Genomic DNA, 25948 nt, shown 5'->3' on the forward strand with positions numbered 1-25948 from the left:
GAGACTATGAAGAGCAATCTGCGTGACGTGATCAAGGGCCAGGTGCTGCTCCCCGGCGACGAGGACTTCGACGAGGCCCGCAAGCCCTGGAACTCCGCAGTGGACCAGCCGGTCGCCGCTGTGGCGCACGCCGCCGACGCCGACGACGTCGCCTCCCTGGTACGGCATGCCGCCCAGGCCGGCCTGACCATCTCCACCCAGCCGAGCGGCCACGGCGCGTCCGGCAACACCGACGGCGTGATCCTGCTGCGCACCGCCGCGCTCGACCGGGTGGAGATCGACCCGGAGCGCCGCCTGGCCCGCGTGGGCGCGGGCACGCGATGGGGCCAGGTGCAGGCGGCGGCGGGCGAGTACGGCCTGACCGGCCTCGCGGGCAGCATGCCGCTGGTCAGCGTCACCGGCTACACGCTTGGCGGTGGCCTCAGCTGGTTCAGCAGGAAGTACGGCCTGGCCGCCGACGCCGTCCTGGCCTTCGACGTGGTGACCGCCGACGGCGCGCCGGCCCGGGTCACCGCCGACTCCGACCAGGACCTGTTCTGGGCGCTGCGCGGCGGCGGCGGGGACTTCGCGCTGGTCACGGCGGTCGAGTTCGCGCTCTACCCGGAGCCGGAGCTCTACGGCGGCAGCATGATGTGGCCGGACGAGCGCGCGCCCGAGGTGTTCGCCGCCCTGCGCGAGGTCGTGACCTACGCGCCCGACGAGCTGTCGATCTGGCTGAACCGGGTGCAGTTCCCCTCGGCGCCGCCCATGGCCGGGATCAGCACCGCCTTCCTGGGCTCGGCGGAGGAGGGGCGGCGGCTGCTGCGCAGGTTCGAGGAGATCGGCGGGATGCTGTCCGACAGCCGGGGGCCGCTGCCGACCGCGGAGCTGGGCTCCATCACCAACGAGCCGACGAACCCGTCGCCCGGCGTCTCGCGGGGCGAGCTGCTGACCGGGCTCGACGACGAGGCCGTGGCGATCCTGCTCGCCGAGCCGATCGACCCGCTGATCAACGTTCAGGTCAGGCAGCTGGGCGGGGCACTGGCCAGGGGCGGGGAAGGCGCGAGTGGCGGGGTGGCGGAGCCGTACCTGCTCTATCTGCTCGGTCTGGCGATCGACCCGCAGCTCTCCGCGGCGTCGCGGGACAAGCAGGAGCGCCTCGTGGCGGCGCTGGGCGAGCGGGTGCCGGGGCGCAAGCCGTTCACCTTCGTGGCGTCGGGGGAGAGCGCGGCGGCGGCGTTCTCCGCGCAGACGCTCCAGCGGCTGCGGGCGATCAAGCGGGCCCGCGACCCCGAGGGCGTCTTCCGCTCCAACTTCCCCGTGCTCGGCTAGGACGGGCACGGCTCCCGCGCGGGGGCGGGGCGCAGCGCGCCGGCCAGGACGCCCATGAGGAGCACGGCCACGATGATCAGGGCGAAGGCCGCGGGATAGGACAGGACGTCCGCGGCCCCGCCGATCACGGCGGGCGCGATCAGGCTGGACAGGTAGGTGATCGTGGTCACGCCCGCCACGCCCTCGCCCGGCGAGCTCCCGGTACGGCCGGCCGCCGCGTAGGCCAGCGGTGCGCTGACCGCGACCCCGATCCCGATCAGCGCGAAGCCCACGGCGCACACCCAGGTCGTGCGACCGGCGACGACCAGGACCCCGCCGACGGCGGCGACGATCCCGCCCGCGCGGACGACGCCGACCGCGCCGAACCGGCCGACGATCCGGTCGCCGAGCAGCCGGGTCCCGGCCATGAAGAGCATGAAGACCGTGTAGGTGGCGGCCGCCGCGGCGGGTGCGGCGGCGGTGACCTGGGTGACGTAGACGGCGGCCCAGTTGGCGGAGGCGCCTTCGGCGAAGGTGCCGCAGAAGCCGACCAGCCCGATCGCCGCGATGGCCCGCGTGGGCAGCGCGAACCTGCGCGGCGCCGGCTCGCCGGCGGCGGCGGGTTCGTCGGCCAGCAGTCCGCGCCCGGCGACGGTGCTCAGCCCGAGCAGCAGGACGGCGACGGCCGCCAGATGCAGCCGGGCGTCGATGCCCAGGTGGGCGGCGAGCACGCCGAGCCCGCCCGCGGCGAGGCTGCCGACGCTCCACAGGCCGTGCAGCCCGGCGATGATGGAGCGGCCGAGCCTGCGCTCCAGGACGACGGCGTGCGCGTTCATGACCACGTCGCTGGTGCCCGCGGCGGCGCCGAGCAGCAGGAACGCCCCGAACAACCACCCGGGCCCCGGCGCGATCACGGGCGCCAGGACCAGGACGCACCACAGCGCGATGAGGATGCGCGTGGCCCGCCGCCCGCCGATCCGGTACGCCAACCGGCCGGCCATCGGCATCCCGATGAAGGCTCCGATGGGCTGGCAGAGCAGCACGAGCCCGAGCATGCCGGGAGTGAGCGCGAAGTGGTCCTGCAGCCAGGGGATCCGCGTGGACAGGCTGCCCGCGACGGCCCCGTGGGTGGCGAACACGAGAGCGATGGCGCGATGGTTGGTCACAGACGAGAAATTAACAGTTAGCCTTCCTGATGAAAAGAGCGCGTGGCTATCATGGGCCCGTGAAGACCGCGACCCCGGCCATGGCGCGCGCCATCAACGATCGGCTCGCCCTCGACCTGCTGCTCGAACGCGGCCCGCTGACCGCTCCACAGCTGCGCGAGATCACCGGCCTGTCCCGGCCCACGGTCTCCGACCTGGTCGAACGGCTGCGCTCGGCCGGACTGATCGAGGTCACCGGCGAGTCGGGCGAGGACCGGCGCGGGCCGAACGCCCGGGTCTACGGGCTGGTGGCCGATCGCGCGCACGTCGCCGGGGTGGACATCCGCTGGACCGGCCTGCGCGTGACCGTGGCCGACCTGACCGGGCGTGAGGTCGGCACCGCCGTACGGGAGCCTTCTGAAGACCTGTACGAGGCGATCACCGGAGCGGTCGCGCAGGCCGCGGGCGGGCGGCGGCTGCAGGCGGTCGTGATCGGCTCGCCCGGCCTCGTCCACCCGGAGACCAGCGCGCTGACCAGCGACTACCGCGTGCGCGGCTGGCATCCCGGCCTGCTCGGCGAGCTACGGCGGAGCCTGGGCGTCCAGGTCGTCCTGGAGAACGAGACCAACCTGGCGGCCATCGCCGAGCACCGGCAGGGCTCGGCTCGCGGCGTCGCCGACTTCGTGCTCATGTGGCTGGACGACGGCGTCGGCGGCGCGATCGTCCTGGGCGGCAAGCTGCGCAGGGGCATGTCCGGCGGCGCCGGCGAGATCGGCACGCTCGACCTGGGCATGCACGACCCGACCCTCTGCCGTGCGGTCGAGGTCGCGCTGGAGGACGGCACGGGCCTGGCCGAGCGCGTCGCGAGGGGCGTGTTCGCGGTCGTCGCCGTGCTCGACCCCGGACTGGTCGTGCTCGGCGGACGCATCGGCCGGGAGGGCGGCGAGGAGCTGGCCGCGCTGGTCGAGGAGCAGGTCGCGTTGCGCTCGCCGGCGCCCACCCGGGTGCGGCCGAGCACGGTCGAGGGCAACGCCGTCTTGCAGGGCGCCGTGCTGACCGCGCTGGACCTGGCCCGTGACGAGGTGTTCGGCTAGCGGAAGCCGAGCCTCTCGCCCAGCTCGCGCAGGCACTCCTCGTAGACCGGGGACAGGTCGGTGAAGGCGAAGTCGAGCTGGTGAAGGACCTCCATGCACAGCAGGCCGTACAGGCGGATCCAGCAGGACAGGAAGACGTGCGCGGCCTCGGGCGGCAGCGCGCCGCCGATGGCGGCCGAGTAGTCGCGTAGCTGCTCCTGCAGGGAGGGCGGCAGGTCGGCCAGGTTGGGCACGGGGAAGGGCCTGGTCTGCCACAACTCCGTGACCAGGCCGCTGAAGATCTGTTCGAAGCGGTGGGCGGCCTGGTATCGGGGTGATTCCGGCAGCTTGTTGGGCGGGCTCGGCGGGCTGGCGAAGATCCAGCCGAACTCGGCCGGGTGCGTGATCGCCCACGTGCGCATGGCGTGGCACGTCTCCAGGATGCGCGTCTCCAGCGGCTCGCCCGAGTGCCGGTCGCGGGTGGTCTCCATCACCTCGGCCACCTCGCGGAAGAAGCCCGCGGTGACGGCGCCGACCAGCTCGTCGTGCCCGGAGTAGTAGTGGTAGAGCGCGGGGCCGCTCATCCCCACCTCCCTTGCGACGGCGTTGATCGTGACCGCGCCCGATCCCTGTTCGACCAGCAGCCGCCGCGCCGCCGCGTGAATCTCGGCCAGTGTCGCCTGCCGGAGTCTGTCCCGCCTTGTCGTTGCCACATTGACATCCTAGAGCATCTATGTTTGCTTAATAGCTCTAAGTTAGCCTATCGCTATTAAGGAGGCGTGATGCGGAAATACTTCGCCCGTTACACGGTCGAGGCGACCGTCACCCACAACGAGCTGGTCACGCCCACGATGCGGCGGATCCGGCTGGTGGCGAGCGCGCCGATCGGCCTGCCGTACCGGCCGGGCCAGCACGTCAGGGTCCAGATCACCGACCCGCTGTCGGTCCCCGGAATCCTGCGGCCCGGTGAGACGCTGCGCACGTACACCATCTGGGAGCTCGACGGGCTCGCCATCGAGCTGCGCGTGCACGACTATCCCGGTGACGGCATCGGCCTGGTCTGGGCCCGCGAGACCAAGCCCGGCTCGGCCGTCACGCTGTGGTGGCCGCAGGGCGACTTCTTCACCCGCGAGGCGCCGTTCCACGTGTTCGTCGGCGAGGAGACGGCGAGCGCCGCGTTCGGGCCGATGATCCGCGAGCTCGGGCCGGCGGCGGAGGTGTACGGGGTGCTGGAGAGCGAGAGCGCCGAGCACGACCTGCCGATGCCCGGCGAGCACCCGCTGCGGCGCGTTCACCGGCGCGGTGTCCCCGCCGTGTCCTCGACCGTGCTGCTGGCCGGGCTGGCCGAGCTGGAACTGCCCGGCAACACCGGCGCCGCCTACGTGGCGGGTGAGGCGAAGACCTGCCAGATGGTCCGCGATTTTCTGGTGCGCGAGCGGAACTGGGCCCGTACCTCGATCAAGGTCAAGCCTTTCTGGGCCCTCGGGAAGAAAGGGCTGCACTGAGTCAGATCAGCGCGCTCAGACCGGTGTGGAGTTCGTCGCGCTCCCCGTCCGTGAGGACCTTGTACGGCTCGGCCGCCGCCACGTTGGTGGCGTGTTCGATCTCGGCGTGCAGGGGGCCTTCCCGCAGGTTCACCACCTCCCCGGCGGTGAGGCCCGCTGCCCGCCAGGCGGCGGCGTGGGCGTCGGCCCGGCTGTAGCGGAGCACGGCCAGGCGGTTGAACAGCAGGAGACCCGGTGCGGCGCCGGGTGGTTCGTAGGGCGGGGCCATCAGTTCCAGCGCGCCGCCCGGTCGCCTGGGGGCGGCGGCCAGCACGCGGGCCACCTGGGCGGCCAGGCGCGTCACGTCGGGCCAGATCCTGGCGGCGGTGGCTTCGTGGTGGGCGTACAGGGCCCTGATGAACGCGGTGGTCTTGGGGGTCGGGTGGAGGGCGTCCGTTTCTTTGAGTGTGCCTTGGGCCAGGTGGACGGCCACTTCTTCCGCCAGGTCCGCGGGCTTCGTGTAGCGGTAGATCGTGGACAGGCCGGCACGGGTCAGGGGACGGAGGGGGAGCGTGGAGCGCAGGTCGACCAGGAAGCCCGGGGTGAACGCCGGGTGCTCGAAGCCGGGGCGGGCGGCGGCGTGAAGGTTGACGTGGGCGGCGTCGATGACCGGCGCGATACGGGCGGCGAAGAGGTGAAGATTCGGCATTACGGGGAGATTATGCGGCATCCGTAGCGGATCGGCAGGGGATCGGAACCGGCTGGGAGCAGGGTGAAACCGGTTCGACCGGGCTGGTGTTCAACCACCGCTCATCCCTCTCGCCCCAGGAGCCGTCGTGGTCCTCGCCAGCCCAGCCGTGCGCAGCCCCAGCCGCTGGCTGCCCCTGCCCGTCGTGCTGGTCGCGGTGTTCGTGACCACGCTCGACTTCTTCATCGCCAACGTCGCCATCCCCTCCATCCGCACCGACCTCGCCGCCGGTCCCGCCGCGACGCAGCTCGTGTTCGGCGGGTACGGCCTGGCCTACGCCGCCGGGCTGATCATCTCCGGCCGCCTCGGGGACCTTTACGGGGCGCGCAGGATCTTCATGGCCGGGCTCGCGCTGTTCACGCTGGCCTCCGTGGCCGCCGGTACGGCACCGGGCATCCTCGCGCTGATCGTGGCCCGGGTCGTGCAGGGGAGCGCGGCCGCTCTCCTGGCGCCGCAGGTCCTCACGCTGATCGGCGCCCTCTACCCCGGCGCCGACCGCGCTCGGGCCTTCGGCTGGTACGGCACCGCCACCGGCGTGGCCGGCGTCAGCGGGCAGGTGGTCGGCGGACTGCTGATGGCGGCGGACCTCGGCGGGCTGGGCTGGCGCGCGGTCTTCCTCATCAACCTGCCCATCGGCGTCGCCGCCCTGCTGGCGGCCAGGATCGTCCTCCCCGAGCTCCCGGCCTCCGCTCCGGCGGTTGCGGGGCGGACGTTGGACGTGCCGGGAGCGCTGCTGGTCGCGGGTGGGCTGGCGGCGATCGTGCTGCCGCTGGTGCAGGGGCCGGAACTGGGCTGGCCGCCGTGGACCTGGCTGCTGCTCGCCCTTTCCGCGCCCCTGCTCACGGCGTTCGTGGCCCGCCAGCGTACGCGCCCCGAACCCCTGCTGGACCTGCGCGTGTTCGGAGAGCCGGGCTTCGCGCGCGGGCTGGTGGCCGTGGCCCTGCTGTTCGGCGGGTCGGCGGGGTTGTCGTTCGTCCTGGCCGTCTACCTGCAGGACGGCCTGGGTCTCGGGCCGCTGGCCGCCGGGATGGTCTTCACCGCGCTCAACGCGGGCTTCTTCGTGGCCTCCCTGCGCCGGGGCCGCCCGGTGGCCGGAGCACTGGCCATCGTGGCCGGTCTGGTACTGGTGCGCGGGGCGGTCGGCGCGGGCGAGCCGTACCTGATAGCGGCGGCGCTCGGAGTGGTCGGGGCAGGGATGGGCCTGCTGATGTCCCCGCTGATCTCGGCCGTCCTGGCGAGAGTACGCAGGGAGCGGGCCGGCGCCGCGGCCGGAGTGCTGGGCACCGCCCAGGAGACCGGCGGCGTCCTGGGCGGAACGCTGACCGGCGCCGTCTTCCTGGCCGCCGCCGACCGGGGCTGGACGGCGGCGGCCCAGAGCGCGCTGGTGCTGCTCGTGGTGCTCGCGGCGGTCGTGGCCGTGCTCGTCTTCTCCAACAGGCAGTAGTTTCGCTCTGACGGTCCTGGGAGGTTCGGTGATCGCGGTGCTGGGGGAGTGTGTGGCGGACGCGTTCTCTGGTGAGGCGGTCCGCGGGGAGCCGGCGCTTCGGGTGCTGCCGGGGGGCGGTCCGGCCAACACGGCGGTGGCGCTGGGGAGACTGGGGACGCCCACTCGGTTTCTGGGGCGGATTTCTGGTGATGTGTTCGGGCGGCTGTTCAGGGAGCGGCTGGTCGGGGCCGGGGTCGATGTCTCCGGGGTGGTGGACGCCGCCGAGCCGAGCACGCTGGCCGTCGCCACGCTCGATGCGGCCGGGCGGGCCGTCTACTCCTTCCACGCCGACGGGGCGGCGGATTTTCAATGGAGCAGGGCCGAGCTCGGGCTCGATCGGCTCGGCGAAGCGTCGTGCTTGCACACGGGGTCGCTGGCGCTGGTCAAGGAGCCTGGGGGCGAGGCTGTGGCCCACTTCGTGGCGGCCGCGGCGCCGTACGCGACGATCTCCATCGATCCCAACGTACGGCCCGGCCTCGCCGGTCGAGAGGCCTACCTGAAGCGACTGCCCGGCGGCGCCGACATTCTGCGGCTCAGCGAAGAGGATCTGGCCTTCCTGCTGCCGGGAACCTCCCAGGAGGCCGCCTGCGACCGATGGCACGGGCAGGGCGTACGCCTGGTCGTGGTGACCCGGGGCGCCGCCGGGGCGATGGTGTCACTGGACGGCGAGCGGGTCGTGGTGCCCGGCGTACCGGTCGAGGTGGTGGACACGGTGGGCGCGGGGGACGCGTTCACCGCCGGGCTGCTGCACCGGTTGCACGGACATCTCGGCGGCCGCCTGGACCGGCTCGACCTGGAGACCGCCCGCGCGGCCGCCGCCTTCGCCGCCGAGGTGGCCGCGCTGACCTGCACGGTCGCGGGCGCCGACCTGCCCGGCCGGGGGCCGGCGGCGGACGACTGACGGAAGCGGCCGGCCGAAGCCCGGCCGCTTCCGCGCGGGTGGTCAGGTCAGAACGCCCGCGACAGCCACCCCGGTCTCCGGGTACGCCGCCAGCAGAGCGCCGATCTCGGCGTTCAGGTCGGCGACCGGCTCACATCCCAGCAGCTCCCCGACCGCCGCCCCGGTCGCCGGATGCGCGGCCAGCAACTCACTGACCGGCCCGGAAGCCGCCACGGCCTTGCGCGACGAAGGCTTGGCCAGCCACGGCGGCGTGAACGAGTCCACCTCGCCCAGCCGGGCGGGGAACGTCCGCTCGGCCTCACGAACCAGCACCGGCACCAGCTCGGGCGCCTGCTCCCGCAGGGCGGTGATCAGCTTGGGCAGCCAGGGCAGCAGCACGTCGTCGGGCAACTGCCCGAACGCCCTGGACAACACTTCCACCACGAACGGCGCCAGCGCGGGCGCCGACTCCAGCGCCTGCACGAACCCGCTCACGTACTGCGGCACCGACGGCACCACCAGCGGGCTGCCGAGCAGCTCACCGACCAGCTCCCGCAGCTCGGCCATGCTGAGCAGCCCGAGCTGGTAGCGCGCCGTCCACAGCAGCGCCACCTTCGCCGGCACCGTGGGGTGCGACTGCTGTACGGCCAGCTCAAGCTGAGCCCGGTCGCAGCCCAGCGACAACGCCAGGCTCTCCATCGTGAACAGGAACCCGAGCATCGCGCCCACCTGGCGGACCCCGGTCTCCTCCTCGACGAAGGCCGTGGGCAGCAACGTGCAGTAGTGCGCGTACCCGGTGGTCACGAACGCCTTGGCCCACTCCGGCAGCTCCGGCTCCGTGGCCCGGTAGTGGGCCAGCAGGCGGCGGATGCGCCGTAGCACGTCGGGGGCGTCGTCGACGGTGCGCTCGCCGGACAGCAACTGGATGGCGCGGGCCCCGAGCTCGTCGGTGAACCGCCTGCTGCCCAGGTAGAGGATGGAGTCCTCGACCGCGTCCAGCGCCGCCGACGCGGTCGCCTTCGGGTCCCAGACCGCGCGCCGTAGCCGCTGTTCAAGGACCTGTTCGATGGTGACGCCCTCGTAGCCCAGCTCGATGATCGAGCGCTGGTTGCGGCCGATCGACAGGTCCCAGCTCTCCTGGTGGGAGCGCTCGCCGAGCCGGCGCGAGCCCATGATGGGCCGGACGGCGTCGTCGGGCAGGAGCCTGCGCAGGATCCACAGCAGGTGGGAGCAGGGTTCGAGCTCGGGCTGGGCGTCGAGGTCGATCAGGGCCCGTTGGATGGTCCGCTTCTCCAGGTCGAGCCCGAGCGGCTTGAGCCGGTCGAGGACGTCTCTGGCCAGGGGCGGCAGCGAGTCGTAGCCGACCTGCCCGACCTTGTCGCCGCCGAGCATGATCCCGACCAGCCGCCGTACGTCCCTGCGGCCGGGCACGACGTCCTTCTCGATGCAGGTGACCGCGGCGTCCTGGAAGTCGTACGGCGTAGGCCGCTTCCTGTTGCGCATGCCCGCGAGCAGGATCGACGTCTCGAACACCGCGATGGCGTCGGCGGTGCTGGCCAGGTAGCCGTTGCGCCTGGCCAGCCGGACGATCTCGACGCACCACCCGAGCAGCTCCGCCTCGTCGAAGCCGTCGAGGACGGGCGGCTGGGTGAGGAAGGCGTGCAGCCCTTGCGACTCGACCGGGGCGGGCGCCTTGCCCTTGCGCTTGGAGCCGAGCTGGTAGGAGGCCAGGCCGTGCCGTTTAAGCGACTTGTCCCAGGTCGCGGCCGCGATCGAGACCGAGCCCGGCGCGAGGCCGAACTGGTTCTCGATGGCCGAGTGGCTGGAGGGGATGAGCCCGTAGAGCCAGCTCGTCTTGGTGCGCGGGCTGATGTCGAGGTGCTCGTCCATGACCGGGCTGGCGGCGTGGAAGGCACCGCACACGTACAGGCAGTCGGCGGGGTCGGCGCCGGTCGCGGCCAGGTGCTCGCGCATCCTGGTCCACATGTAGCGCTCGCGGTCCTCGTCCACCTCGTTGCCGCCGGGCTTGATGCGGCGGAACAGGCTGCCGATGAGCACCATGACCTGGCGGTAGGTCTCGTAGTCCGCGCCGGACAGCGGCTGCTCGACGTACTGGTCCCACCACTCCGACCAGTGGCGCACCTTGCCGTGGTGGAGCAGGTGCTCCTCCAGGGCGGCGAAGCCGGGCCGCAGGTCGCCGATCTCGATGCCGACGTCGGCCGACTCCGCCCGCGGCTCCCACTGGAACACGTGGTCGACCGACCGGTCCACCAGGACGATCTCCACGCCCGGGGTGTCCAGGGCGTAGGCGATGGCCTGGTACTCCGCGGACGACTCGGTGATGGGCGCGACCACGCTCAGCGGCGCCCACTCCTTCGGGAAGCCGTCGATGTCGGTGGCGAAGGCCTGCAGCGCGACCGGGAGCTTGCAGTTGTGCAGCTCGTCCAGGACGGGTCGCAGGTCTTCGCACAACTCCAGGTAGATGACCTTGGGCTGCTTCTCCCTCAGCCGCCGGACCATCGCCAGCCCGGAGGCCGGCGAGTGGTGGCAGACCGGGAAGATCTCCACATCGGTCCGCAGCGCCTGCTCGACGTCGTCGATCAGACCGGCGCCGAACGTCTCCGCGGCGCTCGCGAGCTGCTCGCGCAGGGGGTCGAAGGGGTTCATGACAGGGTGGAGATCGCCTCACGGCCGCCGTCGAGGAATTCCTTCCACGGCCCGCCCTCGTCCTTCTTACTGCGCGGCTCGATGACGCCGTGCAGGTACTTGTTGAGAATCGCCAGATCCTCGGGGCTGCGCCGGGCCAGAGAGCCGACCAGCGAACTGGCCAGGGTCGCCGCCTTCAGCGTGTTGTCGCCGAAGAACTGGCTGTGCAGGATGGCGTCCTCCAGCACGCCGATCTGCTCGGCGGTGGACAGCGCCGACTCCAGCTTCTCGTCGTCGCTGGTGGCCGAGGCGGCGGCGGCGCGCAGGTCGGCGAAGCTCTGCAGCAGGATGTCCAGCAGCGTCGGCGGCAGCTCCAGCTCGATCTGGTGCCTGCGCAGCAGCTCCTCGGTACGGAAGCGGACGATCTCCGCCTCGCTCTTCTTGTTCGTCACCACGGGGATGCGCACGAAGTTGAACCGGCGCTTCAGGGCCGAGGACAGGTCGTTGACGCCCCGGTCACGGCTGTTGGCGGTGGCGATGATGGAGAAGCCGGGCTGGGCGAAGACGATGTTGTCGTCATCGGGCAGCTCGGGGATGGAGACGTACTTCTCCGAAAGGATCGAGATCAGCGCGTCCTGCACGTCGCTGGTGGAGCGGGTCAGCTCCTCGAAGCGGCCGATCACGCCGCGTTCCATCGCGGTCATGATGGGCGAGGGGATCATCGACTCCTTGGACTGGCCCTTGGCGATGACCATGGAGACGTTCCAGGAGTACTTGATGTGGTCTTCCGTGGTGCCGGCCGTACCCTGGACGACCAGTGTGGAGTTGCGCGAGATCGCCGCGGACAGGAGCTCGGCCAGCCAGCTCTTGCCCGTGCCGGGGTCGCCGATGAGCAGCAGGCCGCGGTCGGAGGCGAGCGTGACGACGCTGCGCTCGACGAAGCTGCGGTCGCCGAACCACTTCTGCGGGATGTCGCGGTCGAGTCCGTCGGCGCGGTCGGAGCCGAGCACGAAGATGCGCACCATGCGCGGGCTGAGCCGCCAGGAGAACGGCTTCGGGGAGGTGTCGATCGACTCGAGGTAGTCGAGCTCTTCGGCGAACTTGATCTCTGCGGGGGCACGCAGCAACGGAGGCTCCTAGGTGTTCAGGAAAGTCTTGAGCTCGTTGACGAGCTTGCGGATGTGTCCGGAGATGACCGGTGTGCCGAGGGCTTTGAGCTTCTGGCGGTACCACGGGTCCACGCTGGCGTGGCCCGAGCTGTTCACCGAGCCCACCGGGATGAACTTGACGCCCGACTTGTGCAGCGCCTCGAAGTCCGTGATCAGCGACCGGTTGTCGTAGAAGTCGGAGATCCACACCATGACGGTGTTGCGCGGATCGGTGATCTTCGGGCGGGCCAGCGCCATCGCGACCGTGCCGTTGGTGCCGCCGCCGAGCGTGGTGCGCAGCAACACCTCGAACGGGTCGTTCACCCACGGGGTCAGATCGAGCGCCCGGGTGTCGTACGCGACCAGGTGCACGTCCACCTTCGGCAGCCCGGAGAAGATCGAGGCCAGGATCGTGCAGTTGACCATCGCGTCCACCATCGAGCCCGACTGGTCGACGACCACGATCATCTTGGCCGGGGTGGTGCGCTTGGCGGTCTGCTTGTAGAAGAGCTTGTCGACGTAGAGCCGTTCGTCCTCGGGGCTCCAGTTGGTGAGGTTCTTCCAGATCGTGCGCTCAAGGTCGAGGTTGCGGTAGACGCGCTTCGGCGGCACCGACCGGTCGATCGTGCCCGCGCTGGTCTTCTCCACCTGTGTACGCAGCACCTGGGCGACCTCGTCGACGAACCGGCGGATCAGCGCCTTGGCGTTGGCCAGCGCCACGCCGGAGAGGTTCGCCTTGTCGCGCAGCAGCTGCTCGATCAGCGACATGCTGGGCGTGAGCTGCTTGGCCAGCTGCGGGTCGGCCAGCACCTCGCGCAGGTGCATGCGCCTGACCAGGTCGGCCTCGACCTTGCCGAGCTCGCCCGCCGCCTCGCCGCCGAACGCCTCCTGCAGCCATCCGGCGTCCTGCTTCCACCCGGCCAGCTGGGTGGCGCTGACCGTGCCGTTGCCGATGGCGAACGTGTTGAGCAGCAGCTTCGACACCAGCGCCGCGTTGGTCACCTCGTCGCCGTCCAGCTTGCGCAGCCTGTCGGCCAGCTCGGGATGGCGCTGCACCAGGTTGTCGATGGACACGCCCGGGTCGAGCAGCGCGGGCGGCAGCCCGAGGTCGTCGACGATGGCGACGCTGGCCTTCTCCAGAGACGGCTGCTCCTCGCCCTCGAACACGCGTGCCAGCAGGCGCCAGTAAAGGATCTGACGTCGGGTTTCGCTCATTTGCGCAACAACCGTCCCGCTCGCTCCTTGAGCACCGAGACGGGGTCGCCGGCCTTGGCGCCGCTCTTGAGCACCTTCTGGTCGGTGGGTCCCTGCGCCCAGTCGCCGTTGTGCGCGGCCACCGGCTCCTTCTTCACACTCGCCTGTACGGCCAGCGGTTGCAGCCGCCATCCCCCGCCGTCCCAGCGCATCAGCCCGATGCACGCGGTGGACGCCTTGAGCAGCTGGGGCGTCAGCGGCCCCGACTGCGGCAGCCGGTCGAGGTCGAAGGGCAGCTCGGCGCCGTCGAGCCGGATCACGGCCCCGTCGCTCTTGTAGCCCTCGACGAACACCGGCTCGGCGACGCGGACCGGGTGGCGGTCCAGCGGCGGCACCGCCGGCGCGCTCGCTCCGCCGAGCTGGACCCGGGCGGTGGCGAACGGGTCGCTGTAGGCGCCCGCGCCGGCCTTGGCCTCCTGCCAGAGCAGGTCGCCGCTGGGCAGCAGGGTCATGCCGGTGATCTCCAGGCTGAGGTGCTTGGCCAGCGCGCCGGTCAGCACGGGGTAGTCCTGGAACAGCTGCCACACGAACGGCCCGGCGATCGTGTCGACCTTGGCCGCGGACACGCTGGTGCGCACCAGGCGGCCGTGCGGCTCCAGGATCGCGTGGAGCTGGATCTGCGCGGCCGTACCGTGCTCGTGGATGTCGACACCGAGTGGCAGCAGCCGGCCGGAGACCTCTTCGGCGCCCTCCACCGCGCCCGTCTGGGTGAGCAGCAGGGCGCGCGCCCACAGGTCGGCCCAGCGGCGCACGGGCAGATGCTCCATCGCGCCGACCGGGGAGGAGGCGCGCAGCTCCGCGGCGAGGCCGTCGAGCAGGACGCCCGCCCGGCGCAGCCGCGGTTCGGCCAGCATGCCCTGGATCGCCTGGTCGGCGGAGGAGGCGAGTTCGTGGTCGACGCCGCGCCAGCCGGTGATGGCCAGCTCGGCCAGCCAGGAGCGGCAGGCGCTGGTGAGCGGGTCGGCGGCGGGGGGCTGGGCACCGCTCCAGGGCGCGCGGGTACGGCCGAGCGCGGTGTCGAGCCGGGCGAGCAGCGCGTCGTGCACCGCGCCGAGCAGCGTGGTGCGCGCTCCGGCCAGCGCCGTCAGGTGCTCCTCCGCGATCGAGCCCGCGGTGAGCTTCCCGGCGGCGTCCGCGGCCAGGGGGCCGAGGGGAGTGGCGGCGACCGCGCCGGCGAGCGCGGTCAGCGCTTCCGCGCGCTCCTCACCCAGGCGGGCGAAGCCGTTGGCCAGCGCGTCGTCGAAGCCGGCCACCAGGCCGAGCGCCTCGTCGAGTCCGGGCTGCGGGCCTTCGCGCAGGGCCGCGAGCTGCGTGGCGAGCATCAGCTCACCGCCCCGAGCGAGGGGAACCAGTGCATCTCGGCGACCGGTTCGCCGGTGGCGGGCAGTTCGAGGTAGGCCAGGTGCCGCAGGAAGCGGCTGAAGACCACGGCGGCGGGGATGGACTCGTGCCCGCCGTCCAGGTTGCGCACCAGGTCGCCCGCGCGCTCGCCCTCGACGCGCAGGTAGCGGGCCACCTGATCGAGGCCGTACTGCAGGACGGCCTCGTCGACCAGCGAGTGCAGGTGCTTGCACGGCGCGCCGCGCAGCCCGCCGCAGGGCCGGTTGTTGTTGGTGCTGCAGTTGTAGCCGTGGGTTCCGGCGGTGATCGAGGAGACGTACACCCGCTCGATGTCGGAACCGCTGGACACCACACCTTGCAGCCGGCCCTCCGCCATCTCGACGAAGGGCACTTTAGCCAGCTTGCGCGGTTGAATGGGTGATACCACCCGCAACGCGCTGAGCTGCTCCCACGCGGGTCTGTCCGCGTTCAAAGGACGACCTCCAAGATTGGTATCGGTCGATCAGTGAACGGGAATTTACCCGACCAGTCCGACAATTTCCGATCAACGAAAACCTTCGGCGGGCAGCGCGCGGCGCAGGAAGTCGAGCTGGTGCGCGAGCAGGAACTCGGCCGTCGGCCGGTGCCCCGCACGGGTCAGCGGCAGCACCTCATGCGGGCGCCCGGCCTCCAGCAGCGCGGCCGAGAGGCGCAGCGTGTGCGCGGCCACCACGTTGTCGTCGGCCAGCCCGTGGATCAGCAGCAGCGGCCTGGTCAGCCGGTCGGCCTCCAGCAGCGGCGAGCACCGGTCGTAGGCCTCCGGGTGCTCGTGCGGCTGCCCGAGGTGCCGTTCGCGCCAGTGGGTGTCGTACATGCGCTGGTCGGTGACGGGCGCGCCGGCGATCGCCGCGTGGAAGACGTCCGGCCGGCGCAGCACCGCGACCAGCGACAGGAAGCCGCCGAACGACCAGCCGCGGATCGCCACCCGGCCCAGGTCGAGCGCCGGCTCCAGCTTCGCCGCCTCGTGCAGGCCCTCGACCTGGTCGTCGAGCACCGGCTGGGCGATGTCGAGGTGGATCGCGCGCTCCCAGGCGGGGCCGCGGCCCGGCGTGCCCCTGCCGTCCACCGCGAGCACCGCGTAGCCCTGCTCGGCGAACCACTGCGAGACGTAGGTGGCCCAGAACGGCTCGGCGGTCACCTTGCGCATGGCCGGTCCGCCGTACGGGTCCACCAGGACCGGCAGCGGCCCGTCCTCCTCCCGGTGCCACGACGGCAGGAACAGCGCCGCCCGCAGTTCGCGCGGGCCCAGCCTGAGCAGGCGCATCCGGAGGTCGAGCACCGGCTTCTCGGCGTGGGAGACGATCTCCTCGCCGCTGGCGCGGATCCTGGCGCCGATCACCGTGGTGCCGCCGCGCGCGGTGTCGTCGAGTCCGGCCGGGCCGAGCTTCTCCAGGCCGGCGTCCGGGTGGTAAGACCACAGCTGGGTCTCGGTGGGCTCGTCGGTGGCGGTGAACAGCACGCTCTCGCCGTCCACGGACCGCACCGCCAGCAGGTTCAGGCCGGGCGGGGTGACGGGCCGCCCGCCGTACAGGAGGGTGCGGGTGTCGTCGCGGTCGTCGCTCGTGAGCCACACCCCCTTCCCGGTACGGCGCGGCAGACCCGGCACCAGCGTCACCCAGGCGGCGTCACGCTGCTCGGCCAGCAGTTCCGTCCGCCCGGTGGCGGGATCGACGGCGAGAATCCGGACCCGGCGCTGGTCGCGGCTCTGCACGGCGGCGTAGGGCCCGTGCGCGTCCCAGCCCGCGGCGGTCAGGTACTCGTCGTCGGCCTCGACGCGGATCCGTGTGCCGTCGAGATCGACGATCCACAACGTCACGTCGGCGTTGGCGGTCCCCACGGCCGGATAGGGGAAGGAGCGCGACGGCCGGGACGGGTCGGACGGATCGGCGAGATGCCAGCGCTGGACGGGCGCGGTGTCCACCCGCGCCACCAGCAACCGCCGCCCGTCGGGCGCCCACCAGAAGCCCTCGCGCCGCCCCATCGACTCGGGTGCGACGTACTCGGGCAGCCCCCACGTCACCTCGGGCCCGTCGGGCTCGGCCACGGCCCGGTCGCCGTCGCCGTCCACGCCGATGACCCGGAGCGCGCCCGCGCTGACGTAGGCGACGCGCTCGCCCGTGGGGTCGGGCCGGGGGGCGCGCACCGGTTCCGCGGAGGGCAGCGCGCCCTCGGCCGTGCACAGCTGCCCGTCGCGCTCGAAGGCCAGGACCCGGCCGTCGTCGTCGGCCGCGTACGCGGTGATGCCGGGCCCCGCCACCAGGCGTTCCTCGCCCTGGGCATGCGCCCACAGACTGCTGTCACGCAGGAAGAAGACGGTACGCCCGTCGGCGGAGACGGTGAAGGAGGACGGCCGGCCGAGCGTGAACCGCTCGGTGCGCGCGAGCTGGCTGAGAAAGGTCATGAACGCAGCATGGCCGCCCCCGTGATCACGGGAAGCGGCCTTCTCCATCTTCATTCTACCAGGCTGGTGTCTCCCAGCGACTCCAGCAAGGTGCGCAGCAGCCCCGCCAGCTGATCGCGCTCGGCGGGACCGAGGGCGGCCAGCAGGCGGTCCTCGTTGTCCACGTGCGCCCCGACGAGCCGGTCGACCAGCTCAAGACCCTGCGGCGTGAGCCGGATCCGCACCGACCTGCGGTCGCCGCTGGCCCTGACGCGTTCGACGAGGTCCTTGGCCTCCATGCGGTCGATCCGGTTGGTGATCGCGCCCGAGGTGACCATGGCCGCCTTGAGCAGTTCCCCCGCGCTCAGCTCGTACGGCGCGCCGGACCTGCGCAGCGTGGCCAGCACGTCGAACTCCCACCGCTCCAGCCCGTGCTCCTGGAAGAACGCCTTGAGCTCGCCGCCGAACAGCAGGCTGAGCCGGGAGACTCGGCCGATGACCCCCATCGGGGAGGGGTCGATGTCGGGGCGTTCCCTCTTCCACTGGGCCAGCAGCATGTCCACCGCGTCACTCATGCGAAACCTCTTAGCGTTCATAGACTTGACGTTCACACAATAAAGTGATGATATCTCAACGTTGAGATTATCAATGAGAGGTGATCAGCGTGTCCATCGTCACGCAAGAAGAGGTCTCACTGAAGGAATGGCTGGCCGTGGCTGCCGTGGCCGTGGGCACGTTCGCCATGGTCACCGTGGAGCAGCTGCCCGTGGGCCTGCTCACCGCCATCGGCGGCTCCTTGGACATCTCCGAGGGCGCCGCCGGGCTCATGGTGACCGTGCCCGGCCTGGTCGCCTCCGCCACCGCGCCCCTGCTGCCCGTGGCGATCGGGCGGCTGGACCGGCGTACCGTGCTGATCGGGTTGCTCAGCCTGATGGTGGTGGCCAACGCGGTCTCCGTGGTGGCGCCCAACTTCGGCGTCATGCTGGCCTCCCGGTTCCTGGTCGGCATCGGGATCGGCGGGTTCTGGGCGCTCGCGGCGGGCATCGCCGTACGGCTGGTGCCGGAACGTCATGTCGCGCGGGCCACCTCGCTGGCCTTCGGCGGCGCGACCGCGGCGAACGTGCTCGGCGTCCCGGCCGGGACGCTCATCGGCGGGCTCACCGACTGGCGGGTCGCCTTCGCCGCCGTCGGCGTGCTGGCCCTCCTGGTGGTCGGCGCGCTGCTGTGGCTGCTGCCGAGGATTCCCGCCACCGCCCCCGTCCGCCTGCGCGAACTGCCACGCCAGTTCCGCAACCCGGTCGTACGCGCCGCCGTCATCTCCACGTTCCTCGTGGTCAGCGGCCAGTACGCCGCCTTCACCTTCATCAGCCCGATCCTGCAGAACGTCTCCGGCGTGCCCGCCGACCTGATCGGCCCGGTCCTGCTCGGCTTCGGCGTCGCCGGAGTCGTCGGCACCTTCGTCGGCTCCTCCTGGGACGTCCGGCGCCGGGTCGTCACGCTGAGCGTGACCCTGGCCGTGATCATGGTGATCTTCCCGCTGGCCGGGACCACGCCGGTGACCGGCTCGATCCTGCTGCTGATCTGGGGCCTGGCCTACGGCGGCGCCCCCGTGGCCGTGCAGACCTGGATCCTGAAGGGCGCCGGACCCTCGGCCGAGGCGGCGACCGCGCTGAACACCACCGTCTTCAACCTGGCCATCGCCTTCGGCGCCGCGTTCGGCGGGATCGTGGCCGACAACCTGGCCATCACCGGCGCCCTGTGGTTCGGCGCCCTCCTGATGGGCCTCACCGCACTGGCGGCTGTTACTGTGAGCGCGCGACGCGGGGTGCCCGCCAAGGGCTGAGATCCAAACCCGTCGAACCTGATCTAGTTCGGACTAGCGAAGGGACTGTCGTGTTCACCGACGACGCCTGGAACCAAACCGCCGGCCTGCTGCGGGCCATCCACGAGCACCCGTTCAACACCGCCCTGGGCGACGGCACGCTCTCCCGTGAGCGCTTCGCCTTCTACATCGTCCAGGACGCCCGCTACCTGGAGGCGTTCGCCAAGGCCCTGGCCACCGCGGCCGTCAGGGCGGCGGACCCGGACGAGATGGCCTTCTGGTCGCAGGCCGCCCACGACGCCATCGCCGCCGAGCGCACCCTTCACGAGGGCTACATCGAGCAGTACGGCCTGACGGCCGCCGACCTGACCGGCGTGCCCACCTCGCCGACGGCCCTCGGCTACTCCTCCTGGCTGCAGGCCACCGCGCTGTCGGCGCCGTACCCGGTGCTGGCGGCGGCGGTGCTGCCCTGCTTCTGGATCTACGAGGACGTCGGCACCGCGCTGGTGGGCCGCAGCTCCGAGACCCATCCGTACCGCGCCTGGATCGCCACCTACGCCGACCCCGAGTACGCCGCGTCGGTCACCCGTGCCAAGCAGATCACCGACCGCCTCGCCGCCGAGGCCGACCCGGCGCTCCTGGAGCAGATGCGGGCGGCCTTCGTGAAGGCGGCGGAGTTCGAGTGGATGTTCTGGGACAGCGCCTGGCAACTGGAGTCCTGGCCTACCGCGAAGTGGCTTTAGCCGCCCGGATCAGCAGCACCACGACGGCGATCGAGCCGGCGGTGGTGAGCACGAGCTTGGCCCAGCTCGCGGCCGTCGCCCATGCGGGCATGGCGTCCAGGGCCGCGGCGACCAGCGCGTGCGTGTCCACGCCGGGCAGCACCGGCTCCAGGAAGCGGGCCGTGAACACCTGACCGGGAATGATGACGACGCCGAGCACGAGCAGGATCGGCTGGAAGATCCAGGACAGGATCCGGCCGATCCGCCTGCCGGTCAGGTTGAGCAGCGCCAGGGCCACCAGGATGACGATGATCACGATCGCCAGGCCCTCGCTGCCGGCGAAGCTGATGCCGTTCCGGGTCAGCAGCTCCAGGGGCTGGTTCTGGCGGGCCATCTCGGTCTCGGCGGCTCGCTGGGCGGCGGCGCCGTAGAAGGTCACGGAGTAGATCCCCAGCAGGAACGGGACCACGGTCAGTAGCTGGATCACCGCTGCGGCGATACGGGCGTTCATGGAAGTCTCCTCATTTTGAACTTAGTAAAACCCTAAGGCGTTGTTGAACTAAGTGCAATATGATGGCGGTATGTCGCTGACCAAAGAGCAGATCGTCCTGGCCGCCGTCGAGGTCCTGGACGCCGAGGGCGTGGCCGGCCTGAACATGCGGCGGCTCGGCGCCCAGCTCGACTCGGCCGCGACCGCCATGTACTACCACGTCAAGAGCAAGGACCGGCTCGTCGAGCTGGCCGCCGACCACGTCTTCGGCGAGATCGGGCTGCCCGACCCGGCCGCCATGGGCTGGCGCGAGGCCGCCGCCGAACTCGCCCGCGGCGCCCACGAGATGATCGTCCGCCACTTCTGGCTGATCCCGGCCATGAGCACCCACGTCATCTACGGCCCCAACAAGGCCCGCTACGACGAGCACTGCCTGACCGTCCACGAATCGGCCGGTTTCGCCGCGCCCGACGCCGACCGGGTCGCCGCGTCGATCCTGATGTTCGTGATCGGCGCCGCGCAGGGAGAGGCGGCCGAGTCGGCCCTGCGCGCGAAGGTGCGCCGCGCGGGCGCCGACGAGGAGAAGCGGATGGACGAGGCGATGACGGAAATGGTCGAGACCGCCCAGCGCTTCCCCCGCCTGCGGGCCCGCCTGGAGCCCGACTACCCCACCGGCGGCGACGCCTTCGAGTTCGGCCTCTCGTCGCTGCTGGACGGCCTCTTCACGCGCCTGACTTGACCTCAATCATGCTGGAGGTTGAAGGGTAGGGGCATGAGAGCCATTCATGTGCGAGAGTTCGGCGGCCCCGAAGTCCTGACGCCCGTCGAGGCGCCCGACCCGGTCCCCGGCGCGGGCGAGGTGGTCGTCGACCTGGCCGTCGCCGACGTCATCTATCTGGACACCCTGCTGCGGGCCGGTTGGGGCGCGGACTTCTTCCCCCGCGACCTTCCCTACGTGCCCGGCGGCGGCGGAGCGGGCGTGGTGTCGGCCGTGGGCGCGGGCGTCGACCCGTCGTGGACAGGGCGGCGGGTGGTGGCCAGGTCGTCCACCGGGTACGCCGAGCGGATCGCCGCCGCCGCGGGCGAGGTGGTCGAGATCCCGGACGGGCTGGGTTTCCGGGAGGCGGCGGCCGTACTGCATGACGGGGTGACGGCGCTGCTGCTCGCCCGTGACGGGGCGGTCGTGAAGGGGGAGTGGGTTCTGGTCACCGCGGCGGCGGGCGGGGCCGGGTCGCTCCTGGTGCAGCTCGCCCGCGACGCCGGGGCCCGGGTGGCCGCGGCCGCGCGGGGCGAGAAGAAGCTGGACCTGGCCCGCGAGCTGGGCGCCGAGTTCGTCGTGGACTACTCGGCCGAGGACTGGCGGCAGCGCGTACGCGCGGCCACCGGCGGCGTCGACCTCGTCTTCGACGGCGTGGGCGGGGCGCTCGGGCTCGCGGCGTTCGAGACGGCCGCCGAGGGCGGGCGGTTCGTCACCTACGGCACCTCCGGCGGGGAGTTCACCACGATCGACCCGGAACTCGCCGAGCGGCGCAAGGTCCGTGTCCACAACGCGCTGGAGGCGGGCCCGCCCGAGCAGGACGAGGTCCGCGACGTGCTGGCCCAGGCGCTCGACCTCGCCGCGAAGGGCGTCATCACGCCACGGATCGGCGCCACGTTCCCGCTGGAACGCGCCGCCGACGCCCACGCCTCCCTCGCCGAACGCGTCACGGTCGGCAAGTCGCTGCTGCTCGTCAGCTGACGTCCGGCGTGTGCCATGCGCCGTTCCACCCCGATGGAACGGCGATGTCACGCCCTACGGGATGAGCGCGCCGCCACGAGAGCGGGGCGCACCATCCCGAGGAGAACCCTTGATCACCACCATGAGCCGCCGGTTGGTCGCCGCGATCAGCGTCCTGACAGCCACGATCGCCACGCTGATGTTGTTCGTCGCACCCCCGGCCAACGCCCAGTCCTGCAGGACCGACAAGAACGCCGTCATCTGCCTGGGCATCACCAAAGCCGGTCCCGGCATCTACGACGTGCACATCGGCATCGACGTCACCATGAGCCAGAGCGACGCCCAGGCCATCATCGACGCGCCGGGCGAGCCGTTCTCGGCCAAGACGTTCGGCGAGGACCCCGCCTTCGACAACGCGCTCTTCTCCGTCCCCGTCAGCTGGGTCTCCGCCTGGTCCGGCGGCCTCAGCGCCGAGTTCGACATCCGCGTCGGCGGCAGCCGCCTCGACGAGGACAACTCCTGGACCGACAACAAGGACGACGTGTACGCGAAGGTCTGGCTGGTCGACGCCAGGATCAACAGGACCCACGAGTACCGCTCGGTCACCCTGCACGAGCACTACGAGCGATAACGGTCCCACCTGGTGAGCCCCGAGGCACCCGCCCCGGGGCTCACCGCCGCTCAGGGAACACGATCACCAGCAGATGCCCCACCCCGTCGTCGTGCGCGATCCGGTAGTGCGTCCGCACCCGGTAACGTCCAGGCCCGGCGATCGCCAGGTTCGGCAGCCCCGACGGCCCCGCCAAGGGATCGTGCACCACGATCGCGCCGTTCGGGCTCACGTAGGCGACCTCCTTGACCCGCTCCCACCCACGCGACTCCCGCGGAGGAGCCTGGCGATACGCCTCGGTGGTGACGCAGACCGGATAGTCCCCGGCCACCTCGAACGCCAGGCCCTCATCCGCGGATTCCTCGAACACCGCGAGCCCGGCTTCCGACAGGATCCATTGCCGGCCCGCGACCACCGGCTTGACCTTCGGCCGGTGCCTGCCCCGGTCGCAGGCCCGCCGGCTGTCGGCCTCCCATCGCTCGAACTCCCGATCCCGCTCGTCCTCGGCTCCCTCGCGGTCGGTGGTGATCCGCCCGGGCCCCAGGTCGCCCGTGGGCACCAGGGCCAACACCCCTACCACCGCCAGGAGCGTCAACCGCCGGACGTTCAGGAGCCTCCGCCCGGGGGCGCGGACCGCCGCGATCATGCACAACGCCGCCAGCGGCGGAAGCAGGTCGAGGCGGGTGAACGCCGACCAGCCCCACATGTCCAGACATCCCGGGCTCAAGAACAGATCCACGAGGAAGCCGAACTGCTCAAGGCCGAAGAAGAGCAGCAGCGACGCCGCCAGCCACCGCACGATCTGCCGGGCGGTCCACGGCTCCCACAGCCAGCACGTCACCACGACCAGTCCGACCGCCGGTATCCCCGAGTACCAGACCAGCGGAACCCAGTCCGCGATCGACCACAGCTCGGCGGCGACCACCTGATACAGGCCGATCCCGGCACACCCGATGCCGCCGGAGGGGGTGGCGAAGATCAGGTGCGTGTGCGTGAGCACAACGGCGACGCCCCACCATAACCACGATCTTGGCGACATGGCCCGCCAAGATATCCCTATCCTGGAACGGTGTGGTGGGCAGGCTCGTTCGCGGCCGTCGCGGTGGTGGCGGGACTGTCCTTTTCCTGTACGGCCCGCGTCGTCCTCTGGTTCGTAGCCCTGGCCGCGGCGAGCGCGACAACCGTGACCCTGGCCAAGGGCGGCACTCCCGACCAGGTCGCCGGGGTGGCCTTCCTGGCCGCCGGTCTCAGCGCCGCCGGCTGGGCGCTGGGCAGGTCGGCACGGACGCACGGAGCCAGGAGGCGCGCGTTCGCCGCGTACGCCTCGGGCGCCGCGGCGGTGCCCGGTCTGGCGGCCGAGGCCGAGCGGCACCGGCTGGCCGCCGACCTTCACGACACCGCCGCCCACCGGCTGACCGGCATCATGATCGGCGCCTCGTCCGCGCTGCATGTGCGCGATGACCGGATGACGGCTGAGGCGGGGGCGCATGCCGTACGGGAAGGGCGGCTTGTCGTCGCGGAGCTGACCAGGCTGGCCGCGCTCGACGCCCGCGCGGACCACGCGCGTCTGGCCGACCTGGACGCGCTCGTCGCCGAATGGCCGGAGCGCGGGGTCTCCTACCGCAGGGACGCCGAGGACGCGCCGCCGCCGATCGCGGCGCTGGCGGTGCGGATCGTCCGCGAGGCGCTGACCAACAGCCGGCGTCACGCGCCAGGCGTCCCGGTCGAGGTGCTGGTCAGAGGGTACGGCGGGCGGCTGGTCGTCACCGTCACCGACCAGGGGAGAGGCGGCGCGTTCGACGCGGGGAGCGGCTGCGGCCTGGCGGTTCTGCGCTCGGAGGCCGCGGCCGCGGGCGGATCGCTGGAGGCGGGCCCCACAGCGGGCCCCACAGCAGGTCCCGCAGCGGGTCCCATGGCGCGCGGCTGGCGGGTGCGTGCCGTGCTGCCGCTCGGCGGCGGCGGCCTCCGGCGGGGGCGGTGGTGGAGCGAGCATGTCCGGAACTGGGCGCCGGTGGTCCTGGGCGTCGGGATCCCGGTGGGCGGGCTGCTGGTGCCCGATCCGGGGGACGTTCCGCTGCTGGCCGAGGAACTGGCGCTGCTCGTACCCCTGCTGATCCTGCACGCGCTCCCCCTGCGCTGGCACCTCGCGCGCCCGATACCCGCGCTCGCCGTGACCCTGTCCCTGTACCCGCTGATCGAGCTGGCGCGGGTCGCCGGCTGGCCGATCACCCCGGGCGGGGACCTCGTGCTGTGGTGCGGCTGGATCGAGTTGATCATGGTTTACGGCATCGGCGTGGCCCGCGGCCCGCGCGGCGTGCTCGCGCCGCTGGCCGTGGGCTCCGCGATGGGCGCCGCGCTGGCCTGGGGGCCGGGGATCGTCGGGAACCGGTTCGCCGCGTGGGTGTTGCTGAGCGCGTTCGTGCTGGTCCCGGTGGGGATCGCCTGGGCGGCCGGTGTGCTGCTCGCCGCCGGGAGGGCGCGCCGCCGCGACGGGGCCGCCGCCCGTCACGGCCGGCTGCGCGAGCGGGCGGCGCTGGCCGAGCGCGCCCGTGTCGCCGCCCGGCTGCGCGCGACCGCGCTGCGGCACGCCGAAGCGCTCGTGGCCGCGGGCGACGACCTGCCCGTCGTCGCCGCGCGGTCGCGGGCCGCGCTCAACGCGCTGCGGGACCTGCTCGGCGAACTCCGCCGTCCCGCCGACGACGACCCGCCGCCGTGCCTGGCCGGCATCGACGCCCTCGCCGTACGGCGGGGCGTGCTCGTCACCAGCGTCGGCGAACGGCGTCAGATGCACGGCGCGGTCGAGGCGACGGCGTTCTGGGCGGCCCGCGAACTCCTCGGTCACGACGCCCCGCTCACCGTCACCTACCTGCCCGAAGGCGTAGAGCTGTCCGCCCCGGCCGGCCGCGCCACCCGCCGCCTGCGCATGGTCGCCGAAGCCGCCGGCGGCGCCGTGTCCGCCAGGGGCGCCCAGGTCCGCGTCTGGCTGCCGTCATGATCAGCGTCCTGCTCGCCGACGACCACGCGATGGTACGCGCCGGCATCGCGGCCGTCCTGTCCGCCGAATCCGACATCACTGTCGTGGCCCAGGCCGCCGACGGCGCCGCCGCGATCGCCCTGGCAGAGGACCTGCGTCCCGACGTCATCCTGATGGACATCAAGATGCCCGGCACCGACGGCCTGTCCGCCACCCGGACGATCACCACCGCGCTGCCCGGCTCCCGCGTCGTCGTCCTGACCACGTTCGGCCTCGACGAATACGTGTATTCCGCCCTGCGCGCCGGCGCCTGCGGCTTCCTGCTGAAGGACGCCGAGCCCGGCCGCGTCATCGAGGTCGTCAGGTTGACCGCCACCGGCCAGTCGTTCCTCGACCCCGCCGTCACGGGCCGCCTGATCCAGCAGTTCGCCCGCCACCGCCCGCCCAGCCGTTCCGAGGCGCTCGCCGCGCTGACCCCCCGGGAGAACGACGTCCTCGCAGAGGTGGCCCGAGGCCACAGCAACGCCGAGATCGGCGCGAAGCTCGGCATCAGCGCCGCCACCGTCAAGGACCACGTCGCCGCCATCCTGGCCAAGCTCGGCGTCCGCGACCGCCTGCACGCCACGATCTTCGCCTACGACAACGGCCTCGTCCTGCCGGGCGGCGACTAGTACGCTGAAGTGATCGCGCGGTCGCGAG

24 protein-coding genes and 1 riboswitch are annotated in these 25948 nt (G+C 72.0%); of the genes, 12 read left to right on the forward strand and 12 right to left on the reverse strand.

Annotated features, from left to right (window positions below; all coding sequences use genetic code 11):
• Nucleotides 1-6 precede the first annotated feature (6 nt).
• Nucleotides 7-1311, forward strand: coding sequence for an FAD-binding oxidoreductase (locus ACIBHY_RS19305; protein WP_397307344.1), 1305 nt, complete (start codon nucleotides 7-9; stop codon nucleotides 1309-1311).
• On the opposite strand, the gene ACIBHY_RS19310 is transcribed toward ACIBHY_RS19305, so the two are convergent.
• Nucleotides 1308-2456 (reverse strand): MFS transporter, encoded by a 1149-nt coding sequence (locus ACIBHY_RS19310; protein ID WP_397246878.1) that lies wholly within the window; start codon nucleotides 2454-2456, stop codon nucleotides 1308-1310. The genes ACIBHY_RS19305 and ACIBHY_RS19310 overlap by 4 nt on opposite strands.
• A 59-nt stretch (nucleotides 2457-2515) precedes the next feature.
• Between ACIBHY_RS19310 and ACIBHY_RS19315 the strand changes: the two genes are divergently transcribed.
• Entirely contained in the window at nucleotides 2516-3529 is a 1014-nt protein-coding gene (locus ACIBHY_RS19315; protein ID WP_397246880.1) for an ROK family transcriptional regulator, read from the forward strand.
• Here the strand turns inward: ACIBHY_RS19315 and ACIBHY_RS19320 are convergent.
• Nucleotides 3526-4221 (reverse strand): TetR/AcrR family transcriptional regulator, encoded by a 696-nt coding sequence (locus ACIBHY_RS19320; RefSeq protein WP_397246882.1) that lies wholly within the window; start codon nucleotides 4219-4221, stop codon nucleotides 3526-3528. The two genes, ACIBHY_RS19315 and ACIBHY_RS19320, sit on opposite strands and share 4 nt — an antisense overlap.
• A gap of 69 nt (nucleotides 4222-4290) precedes the next feature.
• Here ACIBHY_RS19320 and ACIBHY_RS19325 point away from each other — a divergent pair, with 69 nt between their 5' ends.
• Entirely contained in the window at nucleotides 4291-5013 is a 723-nt protein-coding gene (locus ACIBHY_RS19325) for a siderophore-interacting protein (protein WP_397246884.1), read from the forward strand.
• 1 nt (nucleotide 5014) lies between these two features.
• Here the strand turns inward: ACIBHY_RS19325 and ACIBHY_RS19330 are convergent, their stop codons facing one another.
• Nucleotides 5015-5701, reverse strand: coding sequence for a hypothetical protein (locus tag ACIBHY_RS19330; protein ID WP_397307345.1), 687 nt, complete (start codon nucleotides 5699-5701; stop codon nucleotides 5015-5017).
• A 127-nt stretch (nucleotides 5702-5828) separates the two neighbouring features.
• Here ACIBHY_RS19330 and ACIBHY_RS19335 point away from each other — a divergent pair, with 127 nt between their 5' ends.
• Nucleotides 5829-7184, forward strand: coding sequence for an MFS transporter (locus ACIBHY_RS19335; RefSeq protein ID WP_397246888.1), 1356 nt, complete (start codon nucleotides 5829-5831; stop codon nucleotides 7182-7184).
• A gap of 28 nt (nucleotides 7185-7212) precedes the next feature.
• Nucleotides 7213-8127 carry a carbohydrate kinase gene (locus ACIBHY_RS19340; protein ID WP_397307346.1) on the forward strand — a complete coding sequence of 305 codons (915 nt, stop codon included), beginning with the start codon at nucleotides 7213-7215 and terminating at the stop codon, nucleotides 8125-8127.
• 42 nt (nucleotides 8128-8169) lie between these two features.
• Here ACIBHY_RS19340 and ACIBHY_RS19345 read toward each other — a convergent pair whose 3' ends face one another.
• From ACIBHY_RS19345 to ACIBHY_RS19375, 7 genes are all read right to left on the reverse strand, one after another.
• Nucleotides 8170-10773, reverse strand: a complete 2604-nt coding sequence (locus ACIBHY_RS19345) for a DUF5682 family protein (RefSeq protein ID WP_397307347.1) — start codon at nucleotides 10771-10773, stop codon at nucleotides 8170-8172.
• Nucleotides 10770-11879, reverse strand: a complete 1110-nt coding sequence (locus tag ACIBHY_RS19350; RefSeq protein WP_397246892.1) for an AAA family ATPase — start codon at nucleotides 11877-11879, stop codon at nucleotides 10770-10772. Before ACIBHY_RS19350 ends, ACIBHY_RS19345 begins: the two co-directional genes overlap by 4 nt.
• 9 nt (nucleotides 11880-11888) lie before the next feature.
• Nucleotides 11889-13115 carry a VWA domain-containing protein gene (locus ACIBHY_RS19355; protein WP_397307348.1) on the reverse strand — a complete coding sequence of 409 codons (1227 nt, stop codon included), beginning with the start codon at nucleotides 13113-13115 and terminating at the stop codon, nucleotides 11889-11891.
• Complete coding sequence (locus tag ACIBHY_RS19360; protein ID WP_397307349.1) at nucleotides 13112-14476, reverse strand: hypothetical protein; 1365 nt, start codon at nucleotides 14474-14476, stop codon at nucleotides 13112-13114. The genes ACIBHY_RS19355 and ACIBHY_RS19360 overlap by 4 nt, the downstream gene beginning before the upstream one ends.
• A complete protein-coding gene (locus tag ACIBHY_RS19365) occupies nucleotides 14476-14886 on the reverse strand; it encodes a hypothetical protein (protein WP_397246898.1) in 411 nt (136 codons plus the stop codon). The genes ACIBHY_RS19360 and ACIBHY_RS19365 overlap by 1 nt, the downstream gene beginning before the upstream one ends.
• A 153-nt stretch (nucleotides 14887-15039) precedes the next feature.
• Nucleotides 15040-16935: a prolyl oligopeptidase family serine peptidase gene (locus tag ACIBHY_RS19370; RefSeq protein ID WP_397246900.1), complete on the reverse strand. Its 1896-nt coding sequence runs from the start codon at nucleotides 16933-16935 to the stop codon at nucleotides 15040-15042.
• Between the two features lie 50 nt (nucleotides 16936-16985).
• Nucleotides 16986-17489: a MarR family winged helix-turn-helix transcriptional regulator gene (locus ACIBHY_RS19375; RefSeq protein WP_397246902.1), complete on the reverse strand. Its 504-nt coding sequence runs from the start codon at nucleotides 17487-17489 to the stop codon at nucleotides 16986-16988.
• A gap of 89 nt (nucleotides 17490-17578) precedes the next feature.
• On the opposite strand from ACIBHY_RS19375, the gene ACIBHY_RS19380 reads away from it, so the two are divergent.
• A complete protein-coding gene (locus ACIBHY_RS19380; RefSeq protein WP_397246904.1) occupies nucleotides 17579-18757 on the forward strand; it encodes an MFS transporter in 1179 nt (392 codons plus the stop codon).
• Nucleotides 18726-18820: riboswitch (TPP riboswitch) on the forward strand. Its footprint overlaps the gene before it by 32 nt.
• Nucleotides 18808-19479: a thiaminase II gene (gene tenA, locus ACIBHY_RS19385; protein ID WP_397246906.1), complete on the forward strand. Its 672-nt coding sequence runs from the start codon at nucleotides 18808-18810 to the stop codon at nucleotides 19477-19479. It overlaps the preceding riboswitch by 13 nt.
• Here the strand turns inward: tenA and ACIBHY_RS19390 are convergent.
• Nucleotides 19460-19969 carry a hypothetical protein gene (locus tag ACIBHY_RS19390; protein ID WP_397246907.1) on the reverse strand — a complete coding sequence of 170 codons (510 nt, stop codon included), beginning with the start codon at nucleotides 19967-19969 and terminating at the stop codon, nucleotides 19460-19462. The genes tenA and ACIBHY_RS19390 overlap by 20 nt on opposite strands.
• Before the next feature lie 70 nt (nucleotides 19970-20039).
• Here ACIBHY_RS19390 and ACIBHY_RS19395 point away from each other — a divergent pair, with 70 nt between their 5' ends.
• The 3 genes from ACIBHY_RS19395 to ACIBHY_RS19405 all read left to right on the forward strand — a co-directional run bounded on the left by ACIBHY_RS19395 (nucleotide 20040) and on the right by ACIBHY_RS19405 (nucleotide 22296).
• Complete coding sequence (locus ACIBHY_RS19395) at nucleotides 20040-20687, forward strand: TetR/AcrR family transcriptional regulator C-terminal domain-containing protein (protein ID WP_397246909.1); 648 nt, start codon at nucleotides 20040-20042, stop codon at nucleotides 20685-20687.
• A gap of 33 nt (nucleotides 20688-20720) precedes the next feature.
• Nucleotides 20721-21686: a zinc-binding dehydrogenase gene (locus ACIBHY_RS19400; RefSeq protein ID WP_397307350.1), complete on the forward strand. Its 966-nt coding sequence runs from the start codon at nucleotides 20721-20723 to the stop codon at nucleotides 21684-21686.
• Nucleotides 21687-21795: 109 nt separating this feature from the next.
• Complete coding sequence (locus tag ACIBHY_RS19405) at nucleotides 21796-22296, forward strand: hypothetical protein (RefSeq protein WP_397246913.1); 501 nt, start codon at nucleotides 21796-21798, stop codon at nucleotides 22294-22296.
• A gap of 40 nt (nucleotides 22297-22336) precedes the next feature.
• Here ACIBHY_RS19405 and ACIBHY_RS19410 read toward each other — a convergent pair whose 3' ends face one another.
• Nucleotides 22337-23275, reverse strand: coding sequence for a hypothetical protein (locus ACIBHY_RS19410; protein WP_397307351.1), 939 nt, complete (start codon nucleotides 23273-23275; stop codon nucleotides 22337-22339).
• A gap of 69 nt (nucleotides 23276-23344) precedes the next feature.
• Between ACIBHY_RS19410 and ACIBHY_RS19415 the strand changes: the two genes are divergently transcribed.
• Together ACIBHY_RS19415 and ACIBHY_RS19420 are read left to right on the forward strand one after the other, a co-directional pair.
• Nucleotides 23345-25270 carry a sensor histidine kinase gene (locus ACIBHY_RS19415; RefSeq protein WP_397307352.1) on the forward strand — a complete coding sequence of 642 codons (1926 nt, stop codon included), beginning with the start codon at nucleotides 23345-23347 and terminating at the stop codon, nucleotides 25268-25270.
• Complete coding sequence (locus ACIBHY_RS19420) at nucleotides 25267-25920, forward strand: response regulator (protein WP_397246919.1); 654 nt, start codon at nucleotides 25267-25269, stop codon at nucleotides 25918-25920. The genes ACIBHY_RS19415 and ACIBHY_RS19420 overlap by 4 nt, the downstream gene beginning before the upstream one ends.
• Nucleotides 25921-25948 lie beyond the last annotated feature (28 nt).

It is taken from the genome of Nonomuraea sp. NPDC050547 (assembly GCF_044457345.1).
Taxonomy (GTDB): Bacteria; Actinomycetota; Actinomycetes; order Streptosporangiales; family Streptosporangiaceae; genus Nonomuraea.